The following is a 19,388-nucleotide window of genomic DNA, read 5'->3' as shown; positions in this document are numbered from 1 at the left end:
TATTCCCCCTCGCAATATCAATGATTATGAAAAGAAATATTAATTTGAGTATTTAATGCTTTTTCCAAATGTTTTTTCTGTTTTTCTGCCTGGTAAGCTTCTGGTTTATAATCTTGATTACAAAAGCACTCGATAAAAATCTTTTCTTCTTCAACTGAGACGTTTACATCCGATAGAACTTGTCGTTTAGTAGAATTAAGGGAATACGCAAGTTTCAAAATAGCTCCAAGAATTCTTAATTTTTGGCGTTCTGACTTTGAGAACCAGTTCTTATAAGGTTTTAAGAATCGCTTGTAAACACTTTTGTTTTTGAAAGATGCAAGCAAAGCAAGTCTTAGACGTTCCTTATGTGTTAGCCCATCAATTGTTCGATTGGCAAGGAGATAAAAACTGTGCTGAGAGCTTGATTCAGAATCCACATAACTGCCAAGGTTATAAACATCGCAGGCATACTTCATAATATCCCAATCCCTAGCTGAAAGAATTGAGGAAAGCCCACTATCAATAAGTGGATAATATAATTTTTTAGTAAGATCTCGATTGTATGCTGTCTGATCAGGATAGAGCTCATATTCCTGAATGAGTTCATCAATACTATTCTGTAATACATTATGATACAAATGTCGATTTATATTCCCTGAAAGCTGTTCATAAAAAAGCCCTTCTCTCAATCCCTTTCTACTCAATACAAATTGAGAGGCTTTTGTAAGATTATAAAGGCAGTAGAACACTTGCATTGCTGGTAAAATAGTTTCCGCTCGATCCTTAGAAAGCCCTTCGATATCCTCTCTTTGTTTCTTGTTCAATTTTATTAAATGTTGTGAAATTTGCTCTATATCCGATTCGTACATCTCATACTGATGTAATCCAGCAAGAGGATAGTCTTTGTAGGTCTGATCAATTTCAACCATATTCCTTGCACTTCCGCCGATTCCAATAATAGGAACGTTCTTTTTATCAATCCAATCGAGTTGAGAGAAATGGTCATATATGAATTCTCTTAATTGATCAAGCTGTTTAGTTGAAGAATTATTCACACCAATGAATTCCATAAGTGTTAACGATCCAAATGGAAAGCTGTGTGAATTTATAAGCTTTCGATCTTTAAAATAGGTGATTTCAGTGCTCCCACCACCAATATCTACTGTAAATCCTTCCTCGAATGAGGTAGAATTGACAACTGCAAAATAACCGTAGTAAGCTTCTTCTTCTTCAGTTAGGAGGGTCATAGTCAGACCCGTTTCCTTTTTGACTCTTTCTTTTATATCTTCACGATTTTCAGCCATGCGTATAGCAGAAGTAGCAGCACATATAAAGTGATCTAAATCATATGATTTAATGACTTTTTGAAAACTGCTAAGTGTATCGATTAGGACGAATAATCCTTCACTAGTAAGATTTGAATCATTATCTAAATGATTGCGAAGATAGGCAACCATTTTAACGTTTTCCACTTCCTGTACCCTAAAGAAGCCAATATGCGAATAAATGACAAGTCTCATGGAATTTGCTCCTATATCAATAACGGCACTAAACTGTTTCACTATGTTGCCCCCTTTTTTATCTACATTATAGCATGAGCTGAGAAAAGAGAATTTTAAGATTCAGTAAAGAAATGATCAGGGTTTCTCTAGAAAAATAAATACAACAATTAATTTAAAGACCAAATTTGGATTAAACAAAAGAATAATAAACAAAATTAGCGCTATTTTAACTAAAGTTAAGTTAAGGGTACAAAAATAACATGAAGTATTTGATAATCAATAATAATATCGTTTAATGTCATTTTCCAAACTCATTTATGCAATGAGATAATAAAACACAGTAGTGGATAATAATGTTTTAGAGTCAAAAGATGACCCAACATCGGCTCTAGCTTCTAAGTTAGTTGGAAATGTTCTCAAATTATGAAAGATCTAGCTCGCGAAGTGATGATGATAGTTGTTGTTACACATGAAATGGTGTTCACTCTTGAAGCTTGGAAATCCGTATAATGCTTATGGATAAAGGAAAACCTCAGCCACTCTTTGAATCACCACAAAACCCATGAACACAAGAGTTTTTAAGTAAAATTTTATAGATAAATACAGGAAGGGGATTTTGATACTATGAAAACAGTTAAATTACAAGACATTATCGGAACAGAAAATGACGTTAGAGGGGAAAACTGGGACAGCCGTCGCCTGCTATTAAAGCAAGATGGCATGGGCTTTTCTCTACATGACACGGTGATTAAAGCTGGAACAGAGACACATATTTGGTATCAAAACCATTTAGAAGCCGTCTACTGTATTGAAGGTGATGGTGAAGTTGAAACACTGAAAGATAACCAAGTATACAAAATCACACCAGGCACCGTTTATTCATTAGACGAGCATGACGAGCACCTACTACGCGGTGGTAAAGAAGATATGCGCGTCGTATGCGTCTTTAACCCGCCACTTTCAGGTAAAGAAGTGCATGATGAAAATGGTGTTTACCCAGTTGATGAAGATTAATAAGCAATGAAAAGTGCTAGATTGCTAAGCTTGAGCAATCTAGCACTTTTTTTAATGCTTCATCTTACTTGTGAATTGATCGACTAACAAGGCAATCGCACCATCACCTGTCACGTTCGTTGCTGTACCAAAGCTATCTTGCGCCATATACAATGCGATCATAAGGGCAATAGCCGATTCTGTGAAACCGAGCATCGAACCTAAAATACCGATCGCTGCCATAATTGCACCACCCGGAACACCAGGTGCTGCGATCATAATCACACCTAGTGTTGCAATAACTGGTAAAATATCAAATAATCCAGGTGTACTAAAACCATCCATGACCGACATAACCGCAACCGTACAGCTCACAATGGTAATCATACTACCCGATAAATGAATATTAGCACTTAAAGGTACTGTAAAGTCAGCCACATCGTCTTTAACATTATTTTGTTTTGCTTGTCTTAACGTCACTGGAATTGTAGCAGCACTGCTCATCGTACCAAGTCCTGTGAAATAGGCTGGTAACATGGTCTTAATTAACTTGAATGGATTTTGTCCAGTATAGAAACCTGCAATTGTATATTGAATGGATAACCATATCCAATGCATGACGATTGCAACCACTAGCACGATGCCAAACACAGATAATGTATCAAAGACTGTGCCTTCAGCAGCCATTTCAGTGAATATACCCGCGATGAAAAACGGTAAAATTGGAATAATAACACGCATAATCACAAATTCAACGACCGCCTTACCTTCGTCGAAAACCTTAATTAAAGCTTCACTTTTAAGCTTCGCCATAGCAATACCAAACGTAAATGCTAACACTAGGGCGGTGATAACCCCCATTAACGGATCAATCGTTAAATCAAGAAAACTTTCAGGCGCACTCCCTTCTTCCGGAGCTGTACCATCTTGTGCCACGAACGGCATAATAATCGTCGCAACGAAGAAAGCTGCCGTACCAGCTAAGATGGTTGAGGTGTAAGCCGTTCCTAAAGTTAACCCGACTAATTTTCCAGAATTTTGACCTAAATGGGATACGCCTGAAGCAATAAAAAATAGAATAATGAGCGGAATCATGAATTCAATAAACTGTCCAAATAGGTCACTGACTGTTACAAGGGAACGCGTTAACCATTCAATCCCTATTAATCCAATAATCGTACCGAGAATAATACCTGTTAATAATTTTAATATGAGTTTCATTTGATTGGTCGACTCCTTTCCTACTAATAAGTATTAAGGGATATCATACCGTTTTAAAATCGAAATCACAATGCTATTTTAAATAATCGGAATAATTAGATTATTTGTTAAAAGATAAAACTTTGATACAGTCCGTTGTTGAATTGCGATCCGCTCTCGGTAGACGCTTTCCGCAGGCACGGCTCGAGCCTCCTCGGCCGAAAAGCGTGGCCTGTGGGGTCTCGAGACTCGTGCTGTTCCTGCAGGAGTCGCCACCTTCGCTTCTCACAATTCAACAACTAAGTGCTGTATTTTTTGAAAATCTCCACTAAACCTAACAGAGTCAAAAATACAGAGCGAATGGTATGACCATCCGCCCTGCATCAAAAACTATCGATTTTGTAGAGAAATTTTAGCCTGTCGCTTCTGGAAATCAACGTTTGGATAATACGTGTCTTTGACTAACACATTCGGACCTAAACATTTCGCCATTGGGCAATGGCAATTCAATGACTGCGCTAGATTAGATGCCATCCACTGGTCGAAACTTTCAACTAAAGGTGTATGCTGAATATTACCAAGACTTGGCTCATCCCCAAAGTCTGTCACCGTCACTTCACCAGAAAAGATATTCACATTTAATCGTGACCGCCCATCAGGATCATTACGGACTGTGACATTCTTCGCTTGATCTAGACGTTGCAGTAATTCTAAGTCATCATCTGACTGACTACATGGATAAAATGGCAGTGTTCCGAAAAGCATCCAGACATCTTGATCACGAATATCTAGTAAATGACGAATCCCCTGTTTCATCTCATCGAGCGATAATGTCTCTAAATCTTTCGCGAAATCGACTGGATACATCGGGTGAATCTCGTGACGGGTACACCCCATTTGCAAGACATGTTCATGAATTTCTTGTAAATGTGGGTACGTGCGGCCATTTAACATGGTTTCGGCTGAGACCATGACACCTTCTGCAGAAAGGCGTTGACTATTATCAACCAACCGATCGAAAAACATGGCACGACTATCAAATGAAGGCGTCCGTTCCATTAAAGCAAAACCCGTTTCCGCAAATTCATCAACGGTGCCCCAATTATGTGAAATATGTAGGACATCTAAATAAGGGATAATAGCCTCGTAACGCTCGTAAGGTAGTGTTAGATTAGAATTAATTTGCGTGCGAACCCCACGTTCATGGGCATAACGTAATAACGGGACGACGTATTGTTCCACAGACTTTTTCGATAACATCGGTTCGCCACCCGTAATACTCAAAGTCCGTAAATGCGGTACTTCATCTAATCGTTTTAAAAGTAAATCAATCGGTAGTGCATCAGGGTCGCGAGTCATTAATGTATCGCCAACCGCACAGTGACGACAACGCATATTACATAAATGCGTTGTCGTGAATTCAATATTAGAGAGCACGAGTTCTCCGTGTTCGTCAACGTCCATATACGCTTCCCACGGATCATAACTAGGTGATAATTCTCGGTGTTGATTACTCAATTGCATAAATTTCGTCCTTTCTAAACGTCATAATCTATCATCATTCTAACATAACGAATAGATTACTAACGGACGATTTCCCATACTGTATAAAACTAGACTAAGATTCGACTATCTTCTTTCACCGTTTTGACAATATCCTGCACAATTGCATGAGCAGTTGGTTTCTCACCTGCTCCTGCTCCTTCTAATTTTAAAGATCCAAGTCGATCACTAGATATAACAATCGCATTTTGTACGCCATCAACCGAAGATAGTGGATGGCTTTCATCAACCCACGTCGGCTCAATAACAACCTCAATCGCAGATTCTGATGTAGCATTAATCGTTACAATTGGCTTTAATACTTGATTAGTTGGGTTATTCAGAACTTCATCTAATTGCAATTGATCAAGGCCTTTTCGACGAATGACTGTGATCTCCTGATGATCTTTTCGAAGTAAATCGGCTAATATATAAGCTTTATTCAAGGCGTCAAATCCATCAATATCATGACTTGCATCCGCTTCTGCGTAACCGAGTCGTGTCGCTTGAGTTAACGCTTCATGAAAGGTTAATCCCTCTTTAGCAACCGCGGTTAAGATATAATTGGATGTTCCATTTAAAATCGCTTCGATCCGATGAACGGATTCAAGTTGATGAATCTGGTTTAGCGTGTCAATAATCGGAATGCCACCAGCCACAGCAGCATCGTATTTTACGTTCACCCTATGCTCTTCAGCTAGGTCTTGTAGCTGCCCGCCTTTTGCTGCATACATAGCCTTATTGGCAGTCACCACGTGGCATCCCTGTTCAATGGCCTCTGTGACGTATTGATACGCTGACTCAACCCCTGTGATTGCTTCAACCACGATATCAATCGGTTGAGCTAGCACATCATCTATATTGGTCGTGAGTAAGACATGGTTCGCCACGTCACGATGTTTCGATTCATCATTGACGAGTACTGCCGTTACTTGAACTGGGCGATTTAACGTTTGCGCTAATGATTGTTGTTCTTTTTCTATATGATCATAAACTCCTTGACCCACTGTCCCAAAACCTAATAATGCAACACGAATCGGCTCCATAACAAGCCTCCTTTATGAATGAACCTCACTTACCTGTGATATTTTGCCAGTCGCTGTTTCAATCGCTTGCTCTAAGTCAGCAATTAAATCATCGACATGTTCGATGCCAACAGATAAGCGAATTAAATCTTCAGTTACGCCAGATGCTTTGCGTTCTTCTTCATTTAACTGTTGATGCGTCGTACTTGCTGGATGAATAATTAAACTTTTCGCATCACCGACATTAGCTAAATGCGACCATAATTGAGCGTTATCAATTACAGAAGCACCTGCTTCTTTTCCACCTTTGATACCAAACACCACAATTGATCCAGCACCTTTAGGTAAATATTTAGCCGCTAATGACTGTGATGGATGGTCGTCTTTTTCTGGATATAGCACCCAATCAATCGCTGGATGTTGATCTAAATATTCGACAATGCGATGGGCATTCGCAACATGTTCTTTCATACGCACATGTAATGTTTCAAGCCCTAGCGCTAATTGGAAGGCATTATATGGGCTTAATGTCGCCCCAGTATCACGAAGCACTTGAACACGCGCCTTCGTAATAAATGCGGCCTCAGGTAGTGCTTCAGCATATACAATGCCGTGGTAACTCGGATCAGGTTCCGTAAAGCCCGGAAACTTTGGCGAATTCCAATCAAATTTACCAGCATCAACTAACACACCACCTAGTGTCGTGCCATTGCCACCTAACCATTTCGTTGCTGAGTGTACGACGAGGTCTGCTCCATAATCGATTGGACGAAGTAAATAAGGTGTCGGGAATGTATTATCAACGATTAATGGTACACCTGCTTCATGCGCAATCTCTGCTACTTTTTCTATATCTAGTACGTGTAAACCAGGGTTTCCAATCGTCTCAGCAAACACCGCTTTCGTATTCGGTGTAATTGCTTGGCGGAAATTTTCCGGTTCAGTTGGATCGACAAAGTGTGTCGTAATGCCATGCTTCGGCAATGTCGTTGAAAATAAGTTATATGTGCCTCCGTATAACGTAGAAGCTGCTACAATCTCATCTCCTGCTTCAGCTAAATTAAAAATCGCACCTGAAATCGACGCCATACCACTGGAAAAAGCTAAAGCACCAATGCCTCCTTCTAACTGAGCCACTCGATCTTCAAACACTCCGACTGTTGGGTTGCCAATACGTGAATAGATAAAGCCCTCTTCTTGTAAAGAAAATAAATTTGCTGCGTGTTCTGTATGATTGAACTGATAAGAGTTCGTTTGATAGATCGGTAATGCGCGTGCTCCCGTTGCTGGATCTGCTTCTAAACCACCGTGAATTCCAATTGTTTCGACTCGATACTGTTCTTGATTACTCATATTAATCGCTCCTTATTTATCTATTTGTTGAAGGACCTTTTCAACTTCTGGTCCCCAATGATCAAATTCAACTAAAAATCCATCATGACCAAATGCTGTATCAACATGTATATAACGGGCTTCCTTATCAAATGCTTGAAGATCTTGGATAAATTTTTGGATATCTTCTGGCGGATATAACAAGTCATGTTCAAAACCAAATGCATATACAGGGGCTTGCCAATCAAAAAATATTTGTTCTAAATCACCCCGTCCTCGACTAAGATCATGACTGTTCATCGCCTCTAACAAAACTAAGTAACTATTCGCATCAAAACGTTCGGCAATTTGTTCTGCCTGATAGTTTAAATAATGCACGACTTGATATTGATCACCATCGTGCTCTCGGTTAAACCGCGATTGGAATAACGGCGCAGAACGATAGGTAATCATGCCAATCGAACGTGCTAAACCAAGTCCGTCTTTCGGGATTTTTCCTTGCTGCCAATTAGGATCTTGGCGGATCGCTTGAGCCGAAATATGATTAAACGCGATTGCGTAATCACTGAACTGAGGTGTAATTGCTAGTGGAATAATCGATTTAATAAACCACGGATACATCACCGCCCACTCCAGCACTTGCATGCCCCCTAATGAACTTCCCATAACAGAATGGAGTTGATGAACACCTAACTTTTTTAAAGCTAAAAATTGAATCTCGACTAAGTCACGGACTGTTAAAGTCGGAAAATCAGCACCATATATCTGGCCCGTTTCTGGACTTAGCGATAAGGGCCCTGTAGAGCCATGACATCCACCTAATGTATTAAAAGTGATCACCTCATATTGATCGAGATCAACATAACCTCCTTCATGGATTAACCCTCGCCACCATCCAGGGGAATCTTCTGTACCTACTGTGATATGATTGCCTGTTAAAGCATGGCAAACGAGGATGATGGGTTTACCTTTTGTTCCAGCGCGTTCATAAACAAGTTCAATTTCTTCAAGAAACGTCCCTGACTCTAACGTCACGTTCGGAATAGCTACACGATCAGTGACTCGGTTCATATTGCTGTCATCCTTTCGCTTTCAAAACCATAAAAAAACCTCCCTATCTTTGAAAGATAGAGAGGTGTAAATAGACGAATCCATTTGTCTCTCTCATCTCCCAAAGCAAACACTTGCTTCGCAGGAATTAGCACCTTTCAAACCGTTGTTCGAAGGTTGCCGGGCGTCGTCGGGCCAGTCCCTCAGCCACTCTTGATAAGAGTTTAAATTGTTATACAATTTTGTTAATTAAATTATATGCATCTTACCACTTACTTATTTTTAAGTCAATAACCAGATTAAACCTCTTGTTTTTTTGAAGCTTCAATCTTAGCTAATTTCGCTTGCACTTCTTCTTCAGATAAACCGTGTTCCTCGATATAGCGATTGCGAGGGTGCTCACGGCATTCAGGTGAACAACTTCTCATAAAGAAATGTTCATTCTCTTCTGAAGCTAGTAACTGTTCGTTACAATCCGGGTTCGCGCAGTTAATATAACGTTCACATGGCTCACCTGTGAAATAGTCGCGACCTACGACATTGTGTTCAACTTGATTAATCGGTACTGTAATGCGTTCATCAAAAACATAGCATTGACCATCCCATAGATCTCCTTGAACTTCAGGGTCTTTACCATATGTGACGATGCCACCATGTAACTGACCGACATCATCTATACCTTCGTCCTTTAACCAACCTGTAAAACGCTCACAACGAATTCCACCTGTACAGTACGTTAAGACACGTTTACCTTCAAGCATGTCTTTGTTTTCCTTAATCCAATCAGGTAGTTCGCGAAATGTGCGAATGTTCGGGCGAATGGCGCCACGAAAATGGCCAACATCATACTCATAATCATTACGCGCATCTAGAATGATAGCATCATCACGTTGCATTTCTTCATGGAATTCTTTCGGATCAAGAAATTCAGCCGTATCTTCCATGGGTGACACGTCTTCTTCTTCATCCAAGCTTAAGTTCACGATTTCATCACGATGGCGAACATGCATCTTCTTAAATGCATGATCATCCGCTTCATCAATTTTGAATTCAATATCTGCAAAACGTGGGTCAGCACGTAAAGCTTCCATATACTTATTCGTTTGTTCCACCGTTCCTGAGACAGTCCCATTCAAACCTTCCTCAGCAACTAAAATACGACCCTTTAATCCTAGGTCAAAACAGAATTGTAAGTGCTCATCACGAAATGTTTCCGGATCCTCAATCGGAACATACTTGTAATAAAGCAATACTCTGTAATCCTTATTAGACATCATGATCACCTTGCTTTTATTTTTTTGCTTTACTAAAGTTTAGTGTTGATTTCAATTGATTTAGCACTAAGTTGTTGAACTGCGAGAAGCGAAGGTGGCGAATCCTGCGGGAACAGCACGAGTCTCAAGACCCCGCAGGAAGCGCTTTTCTTCCGAGGAGGCTTGAGCGTGCCCGCGGAAAGCGTCCACCGAAAGCGGAGCGCAGTTCAACAACGAACTTTAGCTTAGCTACATATTTTAATTAATTTTATCTATAGTTACCAACACTGTATTATATAATATCATAAGAAAATCAGCAACCAAATCAATTCACCAAAAGGTTAATCAAGCGTTCACATTTAAAATGGTGTTAATCCATGATAAAGTAATTGAGATAGTCCGAAAGAGGTGAAGCCATGAAACCAATCGAAAGTCATATCATTCAATACAGAGGTAGTCATTACCATTTTGGTCTGGAACAAGGAAAGGCCTTAAAGGGAACAAAAATCATACATAACCGATTGAAACATTGGAAAGTAAGACGGCCACGCTTCCAGATTGATATCGATGAAACAAGACAACAATTTATGCGATTCGCACCACAAATGTGGGATGAATTGTTAGGTTTACGCGATGGATTAGAAATGCCCCTAGAAGAAGTATTACGTGACTTTGGCGGCTATCGAGTAGAAATAAACCGAAGTGGTTGCTCAATCTTAACTGAACAAGACTATATGATTCGCAATTACGATTATCATCCTCAAACCTATGAGGGTCGTTTTAGTTTATTCCAACCCAGTGATGGTGGTTATGCAACGATTGGACCCACTTCACGGTTAACTGGTCGCATGGATGGCATGAATGAACATGGTCTAGTGATGGCTTATAATTTCACCCATCGTAAAACACCTGAAGCTGGTTTTGTCTGCTATATGATCGGAAGAATGATTTTAGAAACATGCCAAAATGTTGAAGAAGCGAAGCAACTATTACAATCATTACCTCACAGAAACGCATTTAGCTATATATTATTAGACCCTAATGGTGAAACCTACGTCGTAGAAGCAAGCCCACGAGGTGTTGCCATTCGTACAGCTAATGTTTGTACGAACCATTTCGAAAAACTAACCGATGAAAATCGTCATTACCTTGGCGATTCCTACGAGCGCGAAGAAGCCATCAATCATCAACGATATCCAAATATGAGTGCAGATATTGCTTTTCAATTAATGAATGACCGAAGTGGTAGCATTTTCGCAGACAACTATAAAAGTTGGTCAGGCACTATTCATACTTCTGCCTACTTCCCTAAAGAACGTGAAGTTTGGTTTGCACTTGGTGGTGATGCTGAACCTACACGATTTAACTTTGGCGACTGGTTAAACGGTGAGAATGTGAATCTAGACAAAATGTACGGAGAAGTTGAGACGGAGCTCCCGTTTGCTCATATGGATTAATCAAATGATTCAATCATGTAAAAAGCCTCAAAAGGAAGATTCCTTTTGAGGCTTAATTTATATTTAATCCAATTGTTGATACCAATCCTGAGCCGCTTTAATCTCACCTAAATTCAGCTGATGACCTTGACTCTCCCAATGAAGCTTAACGTCTACTCCAGCATCGGCTAAAATAGCCTTCAAGTCTTCAGATTCCTGGGCTGGACAAATTGGGTCGTTCGTTCCAGCTGCTATAAACACACCTTTACCTGATAAATCTGGTAAATCAATATCTCGTCTCGGCACCATTGGATGATGCAGGCTCGCTGCACGCAGTGAATCTTGATAATGGAATAACAGACTACCTGCGATATTAGCACCATTGGAATACCCTACAGCAATGACATTCTGACGGTCAAATCCATAATCTTTAGCTGCTTGATCAAGAAACTCATATAGTTCCTTCGTGCGGAAAATCAAATCCTCTTCATCAAACACACCTTCCGCTAATCGTTTAAAATAACGAGGCATGCCATTTTCTGATACATTCCCTCTCACACTTAACACATTAGCAGTTGGGTCAATATAATCGACAAGTGGTAACAAATCTTCTTCCGTGCCACCTGTTCCATGTAACAATAATAATGTAGGGTTATCTAGGCTTTCGCCTTCTTTAAAAATATGCTTCATCGTGTCACTCCTTTAACCACCAATAATTACTGGTTAATCTAAAAAATATCTTACCACTTATTTATCTTAACTTCAAAATGATTGCCTTATGTTTGTCATTTTGTTAATTGGGGAAGCGTAACTTTAAGAACTCATTAAGGTGGTGATCATATGTTACGCACAATTTTAATGGTTATAGGTGCAGTCGTCGTAATCGGGTGGATTCTTTCTATGCTTTAAGTCTTCAAAAGTATAGCCATTATATAATGAAGTATTACACTTATTCCCCCAACAAACGACAGCATCCCTGGATCTAAATCTAGGGATGCTTTTATATTAGGACTGGGACTGGTTTATTAACTCATCATATTCTTCACCATAATAACGACGCGCTTTGATCTCGTGAACTAAACGGATCGTCGGTTTAATCATCAATTGAAAACTGCCTAGGACAAACAGCGTTACTCCCCACACTTTTAACGGTTCAAAATAGAAAAACACACTCCCTACCAAAAACCATGTAGCAATCGTAAAATCATTGATTGTATACAACAAATTATAAATATCTTTATAAAATCGATTATGACTTCTCATTCGTTCATCAATATAGGCTTCGCGAGACAATTGATTAACATCAACTAAATCTTGTTCTTGTTTTAATGTCATTTCATCAACCTCCTTAAAACATGACATTGTCATAAGACTATATCCTTAAAAGGATCAATTAAAACATAAAAAAAGAATGACCGAATATTTGGCCATTCTCTTGGATTAAGTGCTATGATTTGTTATTAAAAAAGGCTTCTGCTTTTTCTAAATAAGTTTCATCACTTGGCATCATTTCTAAATCCTCTACAATAGCTGAAACGGGGCAAACTGATACACACGCTCCGCAGTTAATACAAACTTCAGGATCTATGTAAAATTGATCCCCACCATCTTCTATACAATCAACAGGACAGACATCCACACATTCTGCTGCCTTTTCATTTTGACAAGGGCTTGTAATGACAAACGCCATATGAATTACCTCCTTCTATCCCTTCCATTTTACCTTAAACAGTCTTATCTTCAAACAAATAAAGATAAGGCCTCAGCTTAATAGCTAAGGCCTTATCGAGATAGAGTCATTATTCTTCGTCTTCGCTACTATCTTCCTCACTTGATTCTTCTTCAGTTTGATCATCAGGATGTTCACCTTGTAGATAACCAAATTGGAAATTGTCATACTTCCATTCGCCGTCAACATTAACAACATTGTAAACATAGTTACCGCGATACTCTTCGCCTTCATCAATTGTCATGCTTACCTGTAGATTATCTTCCATAAGCTCTAACGAATCGACTGTTGAAGCAAGCTCTTCATCGAACAAGAACGTATAGTCCTTTTCAGCCCAAGTTAAGCTGCCTTCTTCACCTTCAAGTGCTTCACTCGCGACTTCATTAGCTTGTGCTTCTGTAATCGGTGCTTCATCGACTAGATGTTGAGCAAACTCATCAACTGATTCAAAGTCCGCTTCTGCACCAGCTTCATATGATTCTTCCATGACAGCGTTATAATCACGCATCACATTTAAAGCTTGTTCTTCAAGTGAGGCTTCCTCTGAACCACTATCTCCATTATTTTCAGAACTGCTCTCTCCATCAGAACCTTCTTCATTCTCTACTTCTTCACTTCCATCTTGACTGTTTTCTTGATCTTCTGATGACTCATCTCCCCCACCATTACAAGCTGCTAATACTAGCATCGTAACAAATAGGAACATGACTAAACGTTTCATGAAACTCCTCCCAGTACTTGTTCTATTTTTCTGACAAATACTAGTCTATATATCTATGAAATCGCTGTCAATCAAAAAGTTACGTGTTACGAAATTTTTCGACATTCTTTCAAAACAATTAGAGTAAGAAGGGCTCTGCCAAATAATAACCTTGACCTTGTTCAACGCCTAATTGGCGTGCTACATCCAAGTGACTGGCGGCTTCAATACCTTCAAGAATAAATTGTGTATTGGTTTCTTTACAATAACCCATCAGAGACTCAATCATTTTTTGTTTAAGCGTTGAGTAAGCCAATTCTGAAGTGAAATAACGATCCATTTTGATAATATCCGGCTCCAATTCAATCATCAATCGAAATGAAGACGACCCCTTGCCTACATCATCTATCGACAATTGAAAACCATAATTTTTCAGTTGCTGGGCAGACTCTTTTAGTGCCTCAAGATTTTTAATCGCTTCTAGTTCGACTAGCTCCACAATGATTTGATCAAGAGCCAGATGATAATCGTTAATCAGGTCATACAAGAATGATGGGAAGTCTACTGTTGAAACTGTTGATGGTAACACATTAATACATAACATCCCAGAAGACACATCACTCTCATTAAATTGTTTAACAGCATGGCTAATTGATAGTTTATCTAGTTTAAGTAATGTCTCTGGATCTTGTATCGACCGAAAAAAATCATCAGGAGCATCAATCCACTCAGATCGCAATAATGCTTCATAACCAACAATGGTTTGACTATTTAAATTTAATATCGGCTGGAATCGGTGATAGAAGGCTTGGTAATCAATTAATTGACGGACCACATCTACTGACATGTCAAAACACTCCTTTAACTCATTAACTTGGTATTACTATTAAAATGAATAGCCACGCAATAAAAGATATTTTAGTTTAAATAAAGTCCATCAAGTATTTCCTTTGGTATACAAGCCGAAAAACGATATAATGTTGGTTGGCCCTATTAATTGTGTTAGGAGGATGAACAATGGGCATCGTAGTCGTAGAAATTTGCGACGGCAACTTGATGACCGAAGTCGATTTAGAAGGGATCATTGAATCCGAATACCCTGATGTCGCGGTATTGGAAAACAGTTGCCTCAATAACTGTGGCATGTGCGCTATGCGTCCATTTGCCCTCGTTAATAATCGACGTGTCTTTGGTAAGACGCCGGAACAATGCATAGATAAAGTAAGAAAAATAATCGACGAAGAACTAGCAGCATTTAACGATGAACTTTAAATCGATTTAAATAGATGATTCGAACCAAAAAGGAATGACGCATGATGACGATGGCTAGAATTTTACGAAACAGTCTCAAACTACCTAAAAAGCAGGCATTATTTGCATTAAATCGTGAAACCATGCGTGATACAATGGTCTATCTCTTACTATTAATGACCACTCTGTGTTTACCAGACACCATTCGGATTACGTACCGCTATTTAACCGAAGAAGGTGGAAGTTCATTAGATCTATTTATTACGCAATTGATTGTACTACTTCCGTTTATCATCATGTTCTTAACAGTAGCAGGCGTCTCTGCGCTAGCAGGGATTGCTTATATGATTCGAACGATGGCAAGACGGAAACTCGCCTATCATCAATTGTGGAAAATGACGGGGTATGCTTTGACACTGCCTATATTGATCGTCGTCATCATACGAATCATGGAATGGTCACACTGGCTTTTCATGCTTATTCCTATAGGTCTGTTATATATTTTGTTATACAAAATGATAATGACTTTCCCAAAACGAAAGTCTGCTTAAACGCCTCATTATCGCAATGAGGCGTTTAATTTATTTATAATTCCTGTTTCAATGTATGATAAAAGTGGTTGAGCTGGTCGAAATAGTGGGTTTGAATATCTTCAATTAATTCATGACGAACTTTATCCGTATGAATATATAGCGTAAGATTTTGTCTGTTTAAGGCTTTTAACCAGACTTTGTCATCTTTAACAAACGGAAAATCTTTCGCTTCTTTAATTGCTTGTCGATGGGAATCGACAGGTAATTCCTGAGCATCCAAATAATCAATGATTGTATTTATACCATGCTCCCATGCAACCTCGAAGAAATGAATGAACCCCGCTTCTTCCAATTCATTTTCAAAGAGCTCTTCATTAAAGGGTGCAAGCTTAATAAAACTTTGCTCAAACGTTTCAAATCGCTGCTTCCAGCGTAGTGATTTACTTGATTCCATTGTATATACTCCATTCATAATTAGTCTCATTCTATTGTAAAAGAGCAAAGCATACAAAACAAACCTCCCAACAGTGTTAGGAGGTTTGTCTATATGGTTGCCATCAATTTTGTTTTTTCGCTTCACTTCGATTAATAATTTTCGTACCAACTAAATCACCTGTCACATTAAGTGCTGTACAGCCCATACCAACTAATGCATCGACTGCTGTCAATAACGCGACTGCTTCCATCGGTAGACCTAACTGGGCAAACACCGTCGCAATCATGACAATCCCTGCACCTGGCACACCAGCTGTTCCAATCGATGCTAATGTACCAATAATAACAATGGTTAGCACTTCAACAATTGACAATGGCTCACCAATCACTGTTGCAGCGAACACCGCTGACACAGCAATTCGAATCGCCGCACCGTCCATATTAATCGTCGCGCCAAACGGTAAACTAAAGCTATATAAAGGCTGATGTAGTTGCATCTGACGAGCAGCATTTAATGTTACAGGTAACGTCCCCGAACTACTCTGCGTGACAAAGGCTGTAATCATTGCTGTTCTTGCACCTTTTAAGAATTCCCAAGGTGAATGACCCGTCACCTTCATAAAGATTAAATACAAGATTAATTGTGCGAATAACGCCAAGTATAAGACTAATATGAATTCACCAAGCGATGTTAATGTGTCCATTCCATGTTCGGCAACAGTTGTCGCGATAATCGCAAAGACACCAATTGGTAAATATTGAAGAATGACACGCATAATCTTAAATGTCGCTTCATTCAACGCTTCAATCACTTGATAAAGCATTTCACCTTGTTGTTTCAAGGCATCTGATTGACGCATATAAGCTAAAGCAACGCCAAAGGTAATCGCAGTAAATATAATACCGAGTAAATTTAACTCAGTAAAAGCCGTTACGATATTCTCCGGTACTATATTTAACAGCACACTTGAGATCCCTGGGTGATCGGGTGAATCATAACTTTCATTTGGATTCAATGACATCCCTTCACCTGGAGTTAATAGTAAGGCAATTGAAACACCGACAATAATAGCAACTGCAGAAGTCACGGTGTAATAACCTAATACTTTACCACCCATACGCCCCAAATCACGAATATTCGTTTGGTTAACACCAACAATAAGTGTAAACAAAATAAGCGGTAAAATTAAAAACTTCAACAGACGAATCAACAGCTCGCCAAATGGATTCAAATAAGGCACAACGCTTTCGCCGAAAACGAGTCCCACTAAAACTCCTAGTATTAAAGCAACTGATATCTTAACAATCAGTGACCCATTCCAATAAGCCGATAACATTGATTTCATCACGTACACCTCCAAAAACCAAGTATTCCTATAAGAATTATTACTTTAAGTTATACTATGCGACTGCACTTATTTTGTCAAACATTAAATTTATTAAGCATGATAATAGACTTTCTTTTATATATTTGTTTACGCTAGGGATAGATTGAATGAAGAAAGGATGATACAAATGAAAGTATTAGTTGTCGGAGCAAACGGTCAAATCGGAAAGCATTTAGTACAATTCATTCAAGATCATGATGACCTGCAAGCAAAAGCCATGATTCGCAAACAAGAACAAGCAAGCTATTTTGAAGATTTAGGAGCAGAAGTTGCTCTTGTTGATTTAGAGGATGACATTGAAACAATCCGAAAAGCAGCAGACGATGTCGACGCTGTCGTTTTCACGGCTGGTTCAGGGCCACATACCGGTAAAGATAAGACGATGATGATTGATTTAGATGGTGCCGTAAAAACCATTGAAGCGACGAAAGCAGCGGGCGTCAAACGTTTTGTTATGATTAGCTCATTCGACACGACCCGTGAAGCAATTCAAGAAGCGCCCGAATCATTCTCGCCTTATGTCGCAGCGAAACATTATGCCGATGTTTGGTTACGTGATTCAGGTTTAGATTATACAATTATTCATCCTGGACGTTTAACCAATGACGAAGGAACTGGCAAAGTAAGCCTGGCTGAACAAACAAAACCCGATCAAGTCGCACGCGAAGATATTGCGCGCGTGATTTTGGAAAGCTTGGTTCATGACAGCACAATTGGCCAAGAATTCCAAGTCGTCCAAGGCGACAAAGAGATTAATCAGGCTATTCAATCCTTAAAATAACTAATAACAATGGCGATCGTTCCAATTAACGATCGCCTCTTTTACTACAGAATAGATTTTAATACCGTTAAATTCTCACCCTCATAATCTGGTGATAAGCCTAATACCTCTTCAGGACCATTAGATCGGTTAATCCAAGCTGCTTGAAAGCCTGCGTTTTTGGCACCAGCAATATCCCAACCATTAGACGACACAAATAAAACTTCTTCAGCACTGATGTTCAACTGATCGGTAACCACTTGATACGAACTAACTGTTGGCTTAAAGTGGCCTGCTAAATCAACGCTTAACACAGCATCTAAATCTCCATGTATGCCTGATTCATTCAACAAACCGCGCAACATATTATCTGTCCCATTTGAGAACACAGCAAGCTGATATCCCTTTTCACGCAAGTAAGATAAGACAAATTGTGTTTCGTCGTATAATGTCAGTTGCTGATAACCAGCCATCAACTTTCGACGCGACTTTTCTGTTAAATCTTCACCTACTGAATTCACAGCGTAGGTTAATGTGCGCTCTGTAATATCATCGAACTGCACATCATGGCCCATTAGCTCATGCAAAAACATATATTGAAGCTGCTTTTCACGCCACACTTGGCTGATTTCACTTCCCTTATCAGGAAAGATGATCTCACATTGATTTTGAACAGATTGCACATCGAATAACGTGCCATACACATCGAATACAACCGTTTGAGTCATCCTCATCCACTCCTCTTCTCAATCAAAAATAAAGGACCACCAAATTGATGATCCCCTTCCACACTAAATTAAGCTTTCTTCCATTCAACTTGCATATCAATATTCGCTGCCTCTAGTGCAGTAAAAACTGGACAACGAGCATCAACTGTTTCCTGAAGTTCTTTAACGCGTTCAGCAGACTCAGATGTGTGCACTTCCGCTTCAACCATTACAGATTGAAAGTAAGGCTGAACATCAGACCTCCCCATCATGCCGTCAGAGTCTAGTTCTCCTTTAATAGAGAAATCAATGCCTTGTAAGTCAAAATTGATTTCTTGAGCGACCATGTTCGCAATCACATTTTCACAACCTGCTAAGGATGCTAGCAGCGTAGCTAACGGATTAGGTCCCTCATCTGAACCACCCATTTTCGGCGGTTCGTCTATCACAATATTATGATCACCTGACTGGGTAACAGATTTCATTCCAGAAGCTTGTGTTTCAATTTTTTCAACCATTTTGGCCATCATTAATCCCTCCTAACTCTTTTCTTTCCCCTTTTCACTAATA

General features: G+C 39.3%; 21 protein-coding genes and 1 riboswitch. Of the genes, 5 read left to right on the top strand and 16 right to left on the bottom strand.

What is annotated here, in order from left to right; genetic code table 11:
* Window positions 1-17 precede the first annotated feature (17 nt).
* On the bottom strand, window positions 18-1,544 hold the full coding sequence (locus ACKXGF_RS01360; protein ID WP_411954528.1) for an exopolyphosphatase: 1,527 nt from the start codon (window positions 1,542-1,544) through the stop codon (window positions 18-20).
* 564 nt (window positions 1,545-2,108) lie between these two features.
* On the opposite strand from ACKXGF_RS01360, the gene ACKXGF_RS01355 reads away from it, so the two are divergent.
* A complete protein-coding gene (locus tag ACKXGF_RS01355; RefSeq protein WP_411954527.1) occupies window positions 2,109-2,498 on the top strand; it encodes an ectoine synthase in 390 nt (129 codons plus the stop codon).
* Window positions 2,499-2,549: 51 nt separating this feature from the next.
* Here the strand turns inward: ACKXGF_RS01355 and ACKXGF_RS01350 are convergent, their stop codons facing one another.
* The 6 genes from ACKXGF_RS01350 to ACKXGF_RS01325 all read right to left on the bottom strand — a co-directional run bounded on the left by ACKXGF_RS01350 (window position 2,550) and on the right by ACKXGF_RS01325 (window position 9,903).
* Window positions 2,550-3,698 (bottom strand): dicarboxylate/amino acid:cation symporter, encoded by a 1,149-nt coding sequence (locus ACKXGF_RS01350; protein ID WP_411954526.1) that lies wholly within the window; start codon window positions 3,696-3,698, stop codon window positions 2,550-2,552.
* Between the two features lie 369 nt (window positions 3,699-4,067).
* The gene (gene yfkAB, locus ACKXGF_RS01345; protein ID WP_354221722.1) at window positions 4,068-5,201 is read right to left on the bottom strand and encodes a radical SAM/CxCxxxxC motif protein YfkAB; all 1,134 of its coding nucleotides are present in this window, start codon (window positions 5,199-5,201) and stop codon (window positions 4,068-4,070) included.
* 89 nt (window positions 5,202-5,290) lie between these two features.
* A complete protein-coding gene (locus tag ACKXGF_RS01340) occupies window positions 5,291-6,265 on the bottom strand; it encodes a homoserine dehydrogenase (protein ID WP_354221720.1) in 975 nt (324 codons plus the stop codon).
* A 12-nt stretch (window positions 6,266-6,277) separates the two neighbouring features.
* The gene (locus tag ACKXGF_RS01335) at window positions 6,278-7,597 is read right to left on the bottom strand and encodes an O-acetylhomoserine aminocarboxypropyltransferase/cysteine synthase family protein (RefSeq protein WP_411954525.1); all 1,320 of its coding nucleotides are present in this window, start codon (window positions 7,595-7,597) and stop codon (window positions 6,278-6,280) included.
* Between the two features lie 12 nt (window positions 7,598-7,609).
* Complete coding sequence (gene metX, locus ACKXGF_RS01330; protein WP_411954524.1) at window positions 7,610-8,647, bottom strand: homoserine O-acetyltransferase MetX; 1,038 nt, start codon at window positions 8,645-8,647, stop codon at window positions 7,610-7,612.
* 90 nt (window positions 8,648-8,737) lie between these two features.
* Window positions 8,738-8,849: riboswitch (SAM riboswitch) on the bottom strand.
* 76 nt (window positions 8,850-8,925) lie between these two features.
* Window positions 8,926-9,903: a rhodanese-related sulfurtransferase gene (locus tag ACKXGF_RS01325; RefSeq protein ID WP_411954523.1), complete on the bottom strand. Its 978-nt coding sequence runs from the start codon at window positions 9,901-9,903 to the stop codon at window positions 8,926-8,928.
* 392 nt (window positions 9,904-10,295) lie between these two features.
* Here ACKXGF_RS01325 and ACKXGF_RS01320 point away from each other — a divergent pair, with 392 nt between their 5' ends.
* The gene (locus ACKXGF_RS01320; protein WP_411954522.1) at window positions 10,296-11,336 is read left to right on the top strand and encodes a C45 family autoproteolytic acyltransferase/hydolase; all 1,041 of its coding nucleotides are present in this window, start codon (window positions 10,296-10,298) and stop codon (window positions 11,334-11,336) included.
* 63 nt (window positions 11,337-11,399) lie between these two features.
* Here the strand turns inward: ACKXGF_RS01320 and ACKXGF_RS01315 are convergent, their stop codons facing one another.
* The 5 genes from ACKXGF_RS01315 to ACKXGF_RS01295 form a co-directional block, all read right to left on the bottom strand.
* Window positions 11,400-12,005 (bottom strand): alpha/beta hydrolase, encoded by a 606-nt coding sequence (locus tag ACKXGF_RS01315; protein ID WP_411954521.1) that lies wholly within the window; start codon window positions 12,003-12,005, stop codon window positions 11,400-11,402.
* Window positions 12,006-12,320: 315 nt separating this feature from the next.
* Window positions 12,321-12,650 (bottom strand): YrhK family protein, encoded by a 330-nt coding sequence (locus ACKXGF_RS01310; RefSeq protein ID WP_411954519.1) that lies wholly within the window; start codon window positions 12,648-12,650, stop codon window positions 12,321-12,323.
* Window positions 12,651-12,762: 112 nt separating this feature from the next.
* The gene (locus ACKXGF_RS01305; protein WP_411954518.1) at window positions 12,763-13,005 is read right to left on the bottom strand and encodes an indolepyruvate ferredoxin oxidoreductase subunit alpha; all 243 of its coding nucleotides are present in this window, start codon (window positions 13,003-13,005) and stop codon (window positions 12,763-12,765) included.
* Window positions 13,006-13,114: 109 nt separating this feature from the next.
* Complete coding sequence (locus ACKXGF_RS01300; protein WP_411954517.1) at window positions 13,115-13,765, bottom strand: hypothetical protein; 651 nt, start codon at window positions 13,763-13,765, stop codon at window positions 13,115-13,117.
* A 118-nt stretch (window positions 13,766-13,883) separates the two neighbouring features.
* Window positions 13,884-14,591: an EAL domain-containing protein gene (locus ACKXGF_RS01295; RefSeq protein ID WP_411954516.1), complete on the bottom strand. Its 708-nt coding sequence runs from the start codon at window positions 14,589-14,591 to the stop codon at window positions 13,884-13,886.
* 170 nt (window positions 14,592-14,761) lie between these two features.
* Here ACKXGF_RS01295 and ACKXGF_RS01290 point away from each other — a divergent pair, with 170 nt between their 5' ends.
* A complete protein-coding gene (locus tag ACKXGF_RS01290; RefSeq protein WP_167263522.1) occupies window positions 14,762-15,016 on the top strand; it encodes a DUF1450 domain-containing protein in 255 nt (84 codons plus the stop codon).
* Between the two features lie 44 nt (window positions 15,017-15,060).
* The gene (locus ACKXGF_RS01285; protein ID WP_411954515.1) at window positions 15,061-15,546 is read left to right on the top strand and encodes a DUF1189 family protein; all 486 of its coding nucleotides are present in this window, start codon (window positions 15,061-15,063) and stop codon (window positions 15,544-15,546) included.
* 34 nt (window positions 15,547-15,580) lie between these two features.
* Here the strand turns inward: ACKXGF_RS01285 and ACKXGF_RS01280 are convergent, their stop codons facing one another.
* Both ACKXGF_RS01280 and ACKXGF_RS01275 read right to left on the bottom strand, forming a co-directional pair.
* Window positions 15,581-15,982, bottom strand: a complete 402-nt coding sequence (locus ACKXGF_RS01280; protein ID WP_411954514.1) for a nucleotidyltransferase substrate binding protein — start codon at window positions 15,980-15,982, stop codon at window positions 15,581-15,583.
* A 103-nt stretch (window positions 15,983-16,085) separates the two neighbouring features.
* Window positions 16,086-17,309 carry a dicarboxylate/amino acid:cation symporter gene (locus ACKXGF_RS01275; RefSeq protein ID WP_411954512.1) on the bottom strand — a complete coding sequence of 408 codons (1,224 nt, stop codon included), beginning with the start codon at window positions 17,307-17,309 and terminating at the stop codon, window positions 16,086-16,088.
* 169 nt (window positions 17,310-17,478) lie between these two features.
* Here ACKXGF_RS01275 and ACKXGF_RS01270 point away from each other — a divergent pair, with 169 nt between their 5' ends.
* Window positions 17,479-18,132 carry an SDR family oxidoreductase gene (locus ACKXGF_RS01270; protein WP_411954511.1) on the top strand — a complete coding sequence of 218 codons (654 nt, stop codon included), beginning with the start codon at window positions 17,479-17,481 and terminating at the stop codon, window positions 18,130-18,132.
* 44 nt (window positions 18,133-18,176) lie between these two features.
* Here the strand turns inward: ACKXGF_RS01270 and ACKXGF_RS01265 are convergent, their stop codons facing one another.
* Both ACKXGF_RS01265 and ACKXGF_RS01260 read right to left on the bottom strand, forming a co-directional pair.
* Entirely contained in the window at window positions 18,177-18,839 is a 663-nt protein-coding gene (locus ACKXGF_RS01265) for a haloacid dehalogenase type II (RefSeq protein WP_411954510.1), read from the bottom strand.
* A gap of 68 nt (window positions 18,840-18,907) precedes the next feature.
* Window positions 18,908-19,345: an OsmC family protein gene (locus tag ACKXGF_RS01260; RefSeq protein ID WP_411955541.1), complete on the bottom strand. Its 438-nt coding sequence runs from the start codon at window positions 19,343-19,345 to the stop codon at window positions 18,908-18,910.
* Between the last annotated feature and the right edge of the window lie 43 nt (window positions 19,346-19,388).

Origin of the sequence: Alkalibacillus sp. S2W (assembly GCF_046764385.1) — a bacterium.
In the GTDB taxonomy this organism is placed as follows: domain Bacteria; phylum Bacillota; class Bacilli; order Bacillales; family Alkalibacillaceae; genus Alkalibacillus; species Alkalibacillus almallahensis.
The sequence above is the reverse complement of the archived record's forward strand: the minus strand, read 5'-3'. Positions and strand labels throughout refer to the sequence as shown.

Coding starts and splice junctions, on each gene's coding strand:
- ACKXGF_RS01355 (WP_411954527.1), top strand. CDS start 2,109: ATGAAAACAGTTAAATTACAAGACATTATCGGAACAGAAAATGACGTT.
- ACKXGF_RS01350 (WP_411954526.1), bottom strand. CDS start 3,698: ATGAAACTCATATTAAAATTATTAACAGGTATTATTCTCGGTACGATT.
- yfkAB (WP_354221722.1), bottom strand. CDS start 5,201: ATGCAATTGAGTAATCAACACCGAGAATTATCACCTAGTTATGATCCG.
- ACKXGF_RS01340 (WP_354221720.1), bottom strand. CDS start 6,265: ATGGAGCCGATTCGTGTTGCATTATTAGGTTTTGGGACAGTGGGTCAA.
- ACKXGF_RS01335 (WP_411954525.1), bottom strand. CDS start 7,597: ATGAGTAATCAAGAACAGTATCGAGTCGAAACAATTGGAATTCACGGT.
- metX (WP_411954524.1), bottom strand. CDS start 8,647: ATGAACCGAGTCACTGATCGTGTAGCTATTCCGAACGTGACGTTAGAG.
- ACKXGF_RS01325 (WP_411954523.1), bottom strand. CDS start 9,903: ATGATGTCTAATAAGGATTACAGAGTATTGCTTTATTACAAGTATGTT.
- ACKXGF_RS01320 (WP_411954522.1), top strand. CDS start 10,296: ATGAAACCAATCGAAAGTCATATCATTCAATACAGAGGTAGTCATTAC.
- ACKXGF_RS01315 (WP_411954521.1), bottom strand. CDS start 12,005: ATGAAGCATATTTTTAAAGAAGGCGAAAGCCTAGATAACCCTACATTA.
- ACKXGF_RS01310 (WP_411954519.1), bottom strand. CDS start 12,650: ATGACATTAAAACAAGAACAAGATTTAGTTGATGTTAATCAATTGTCT.
- ACKXGF_RS01305 (WP_411954518.1), bottom strand. CDS start 13,005: ATGGCGTTTGTCATTACAAGCCCTTGTCAAAATGAAAAGGCAGCAGAA.
- ACKXGF_RS01300 (WP_411954517.1), bottom strand. CDS start 13,765: ATGAAACGTTTAGTCATGTTCCTATTTGTTACGATGCTAGTATTAGCA.
- ACKXGF_RS01295 (WP_411954516.1), bottom strand. CDS start 14,591: ATGTCAGTAGATGTGGTCCGTCAATTAATTGATTACCAAGCCTTCTAT.
- ACKXGF_RS01290 (WP_167263522.1), top strand. CDS start 14,762: ATGGGCATCGTAGTCGTAGAAATTTGCGACGGCAACTTGATGACCGAA.
- ACKXGF_RS01285 (WP_411954515.1), top strand. CDS start 15,061: ATGACGATGGCTAGAATTTTACGAAACAGTCTCAAACTACCTAAAAAG.
- ACKXGF_RS01280 (WP_411954514.1), bottom strand. CDS start 15,982: ATGGAATCAAGTAAATCACTACGCTGGAAGCAGCGATTTGAAACGTTT.
- ACKXGF_RS01275 (WP_411954512.1), bottom strand. CDS start 17,309: ATGAAATCAATGTTATCGGCTTATTGGAATGGGTCACTGATTGTTAAG.
- ACKXGF_RS01270 (WP_411954511.1), top strand. CDS start 17,479: ATGAAAGTATTAGTTGTCGGAGCAAACGGTCAAATCGGAAAGCATTTA.
- ACKXGF_RS01265 (WP_411954510.1), bottom strand. CDS start 18,839: ATGACTCAAACGGTTGTATTCGATGTGTATGGCACGTTATTCGATGTG.
- ACKXGF_RS01260 (WP_411955541.1), bottom strand. CDS start 19,345: ATGGCCAAAATGGTTGAAAAAATTGAAACACAAGCTTCTGGAATGAAA.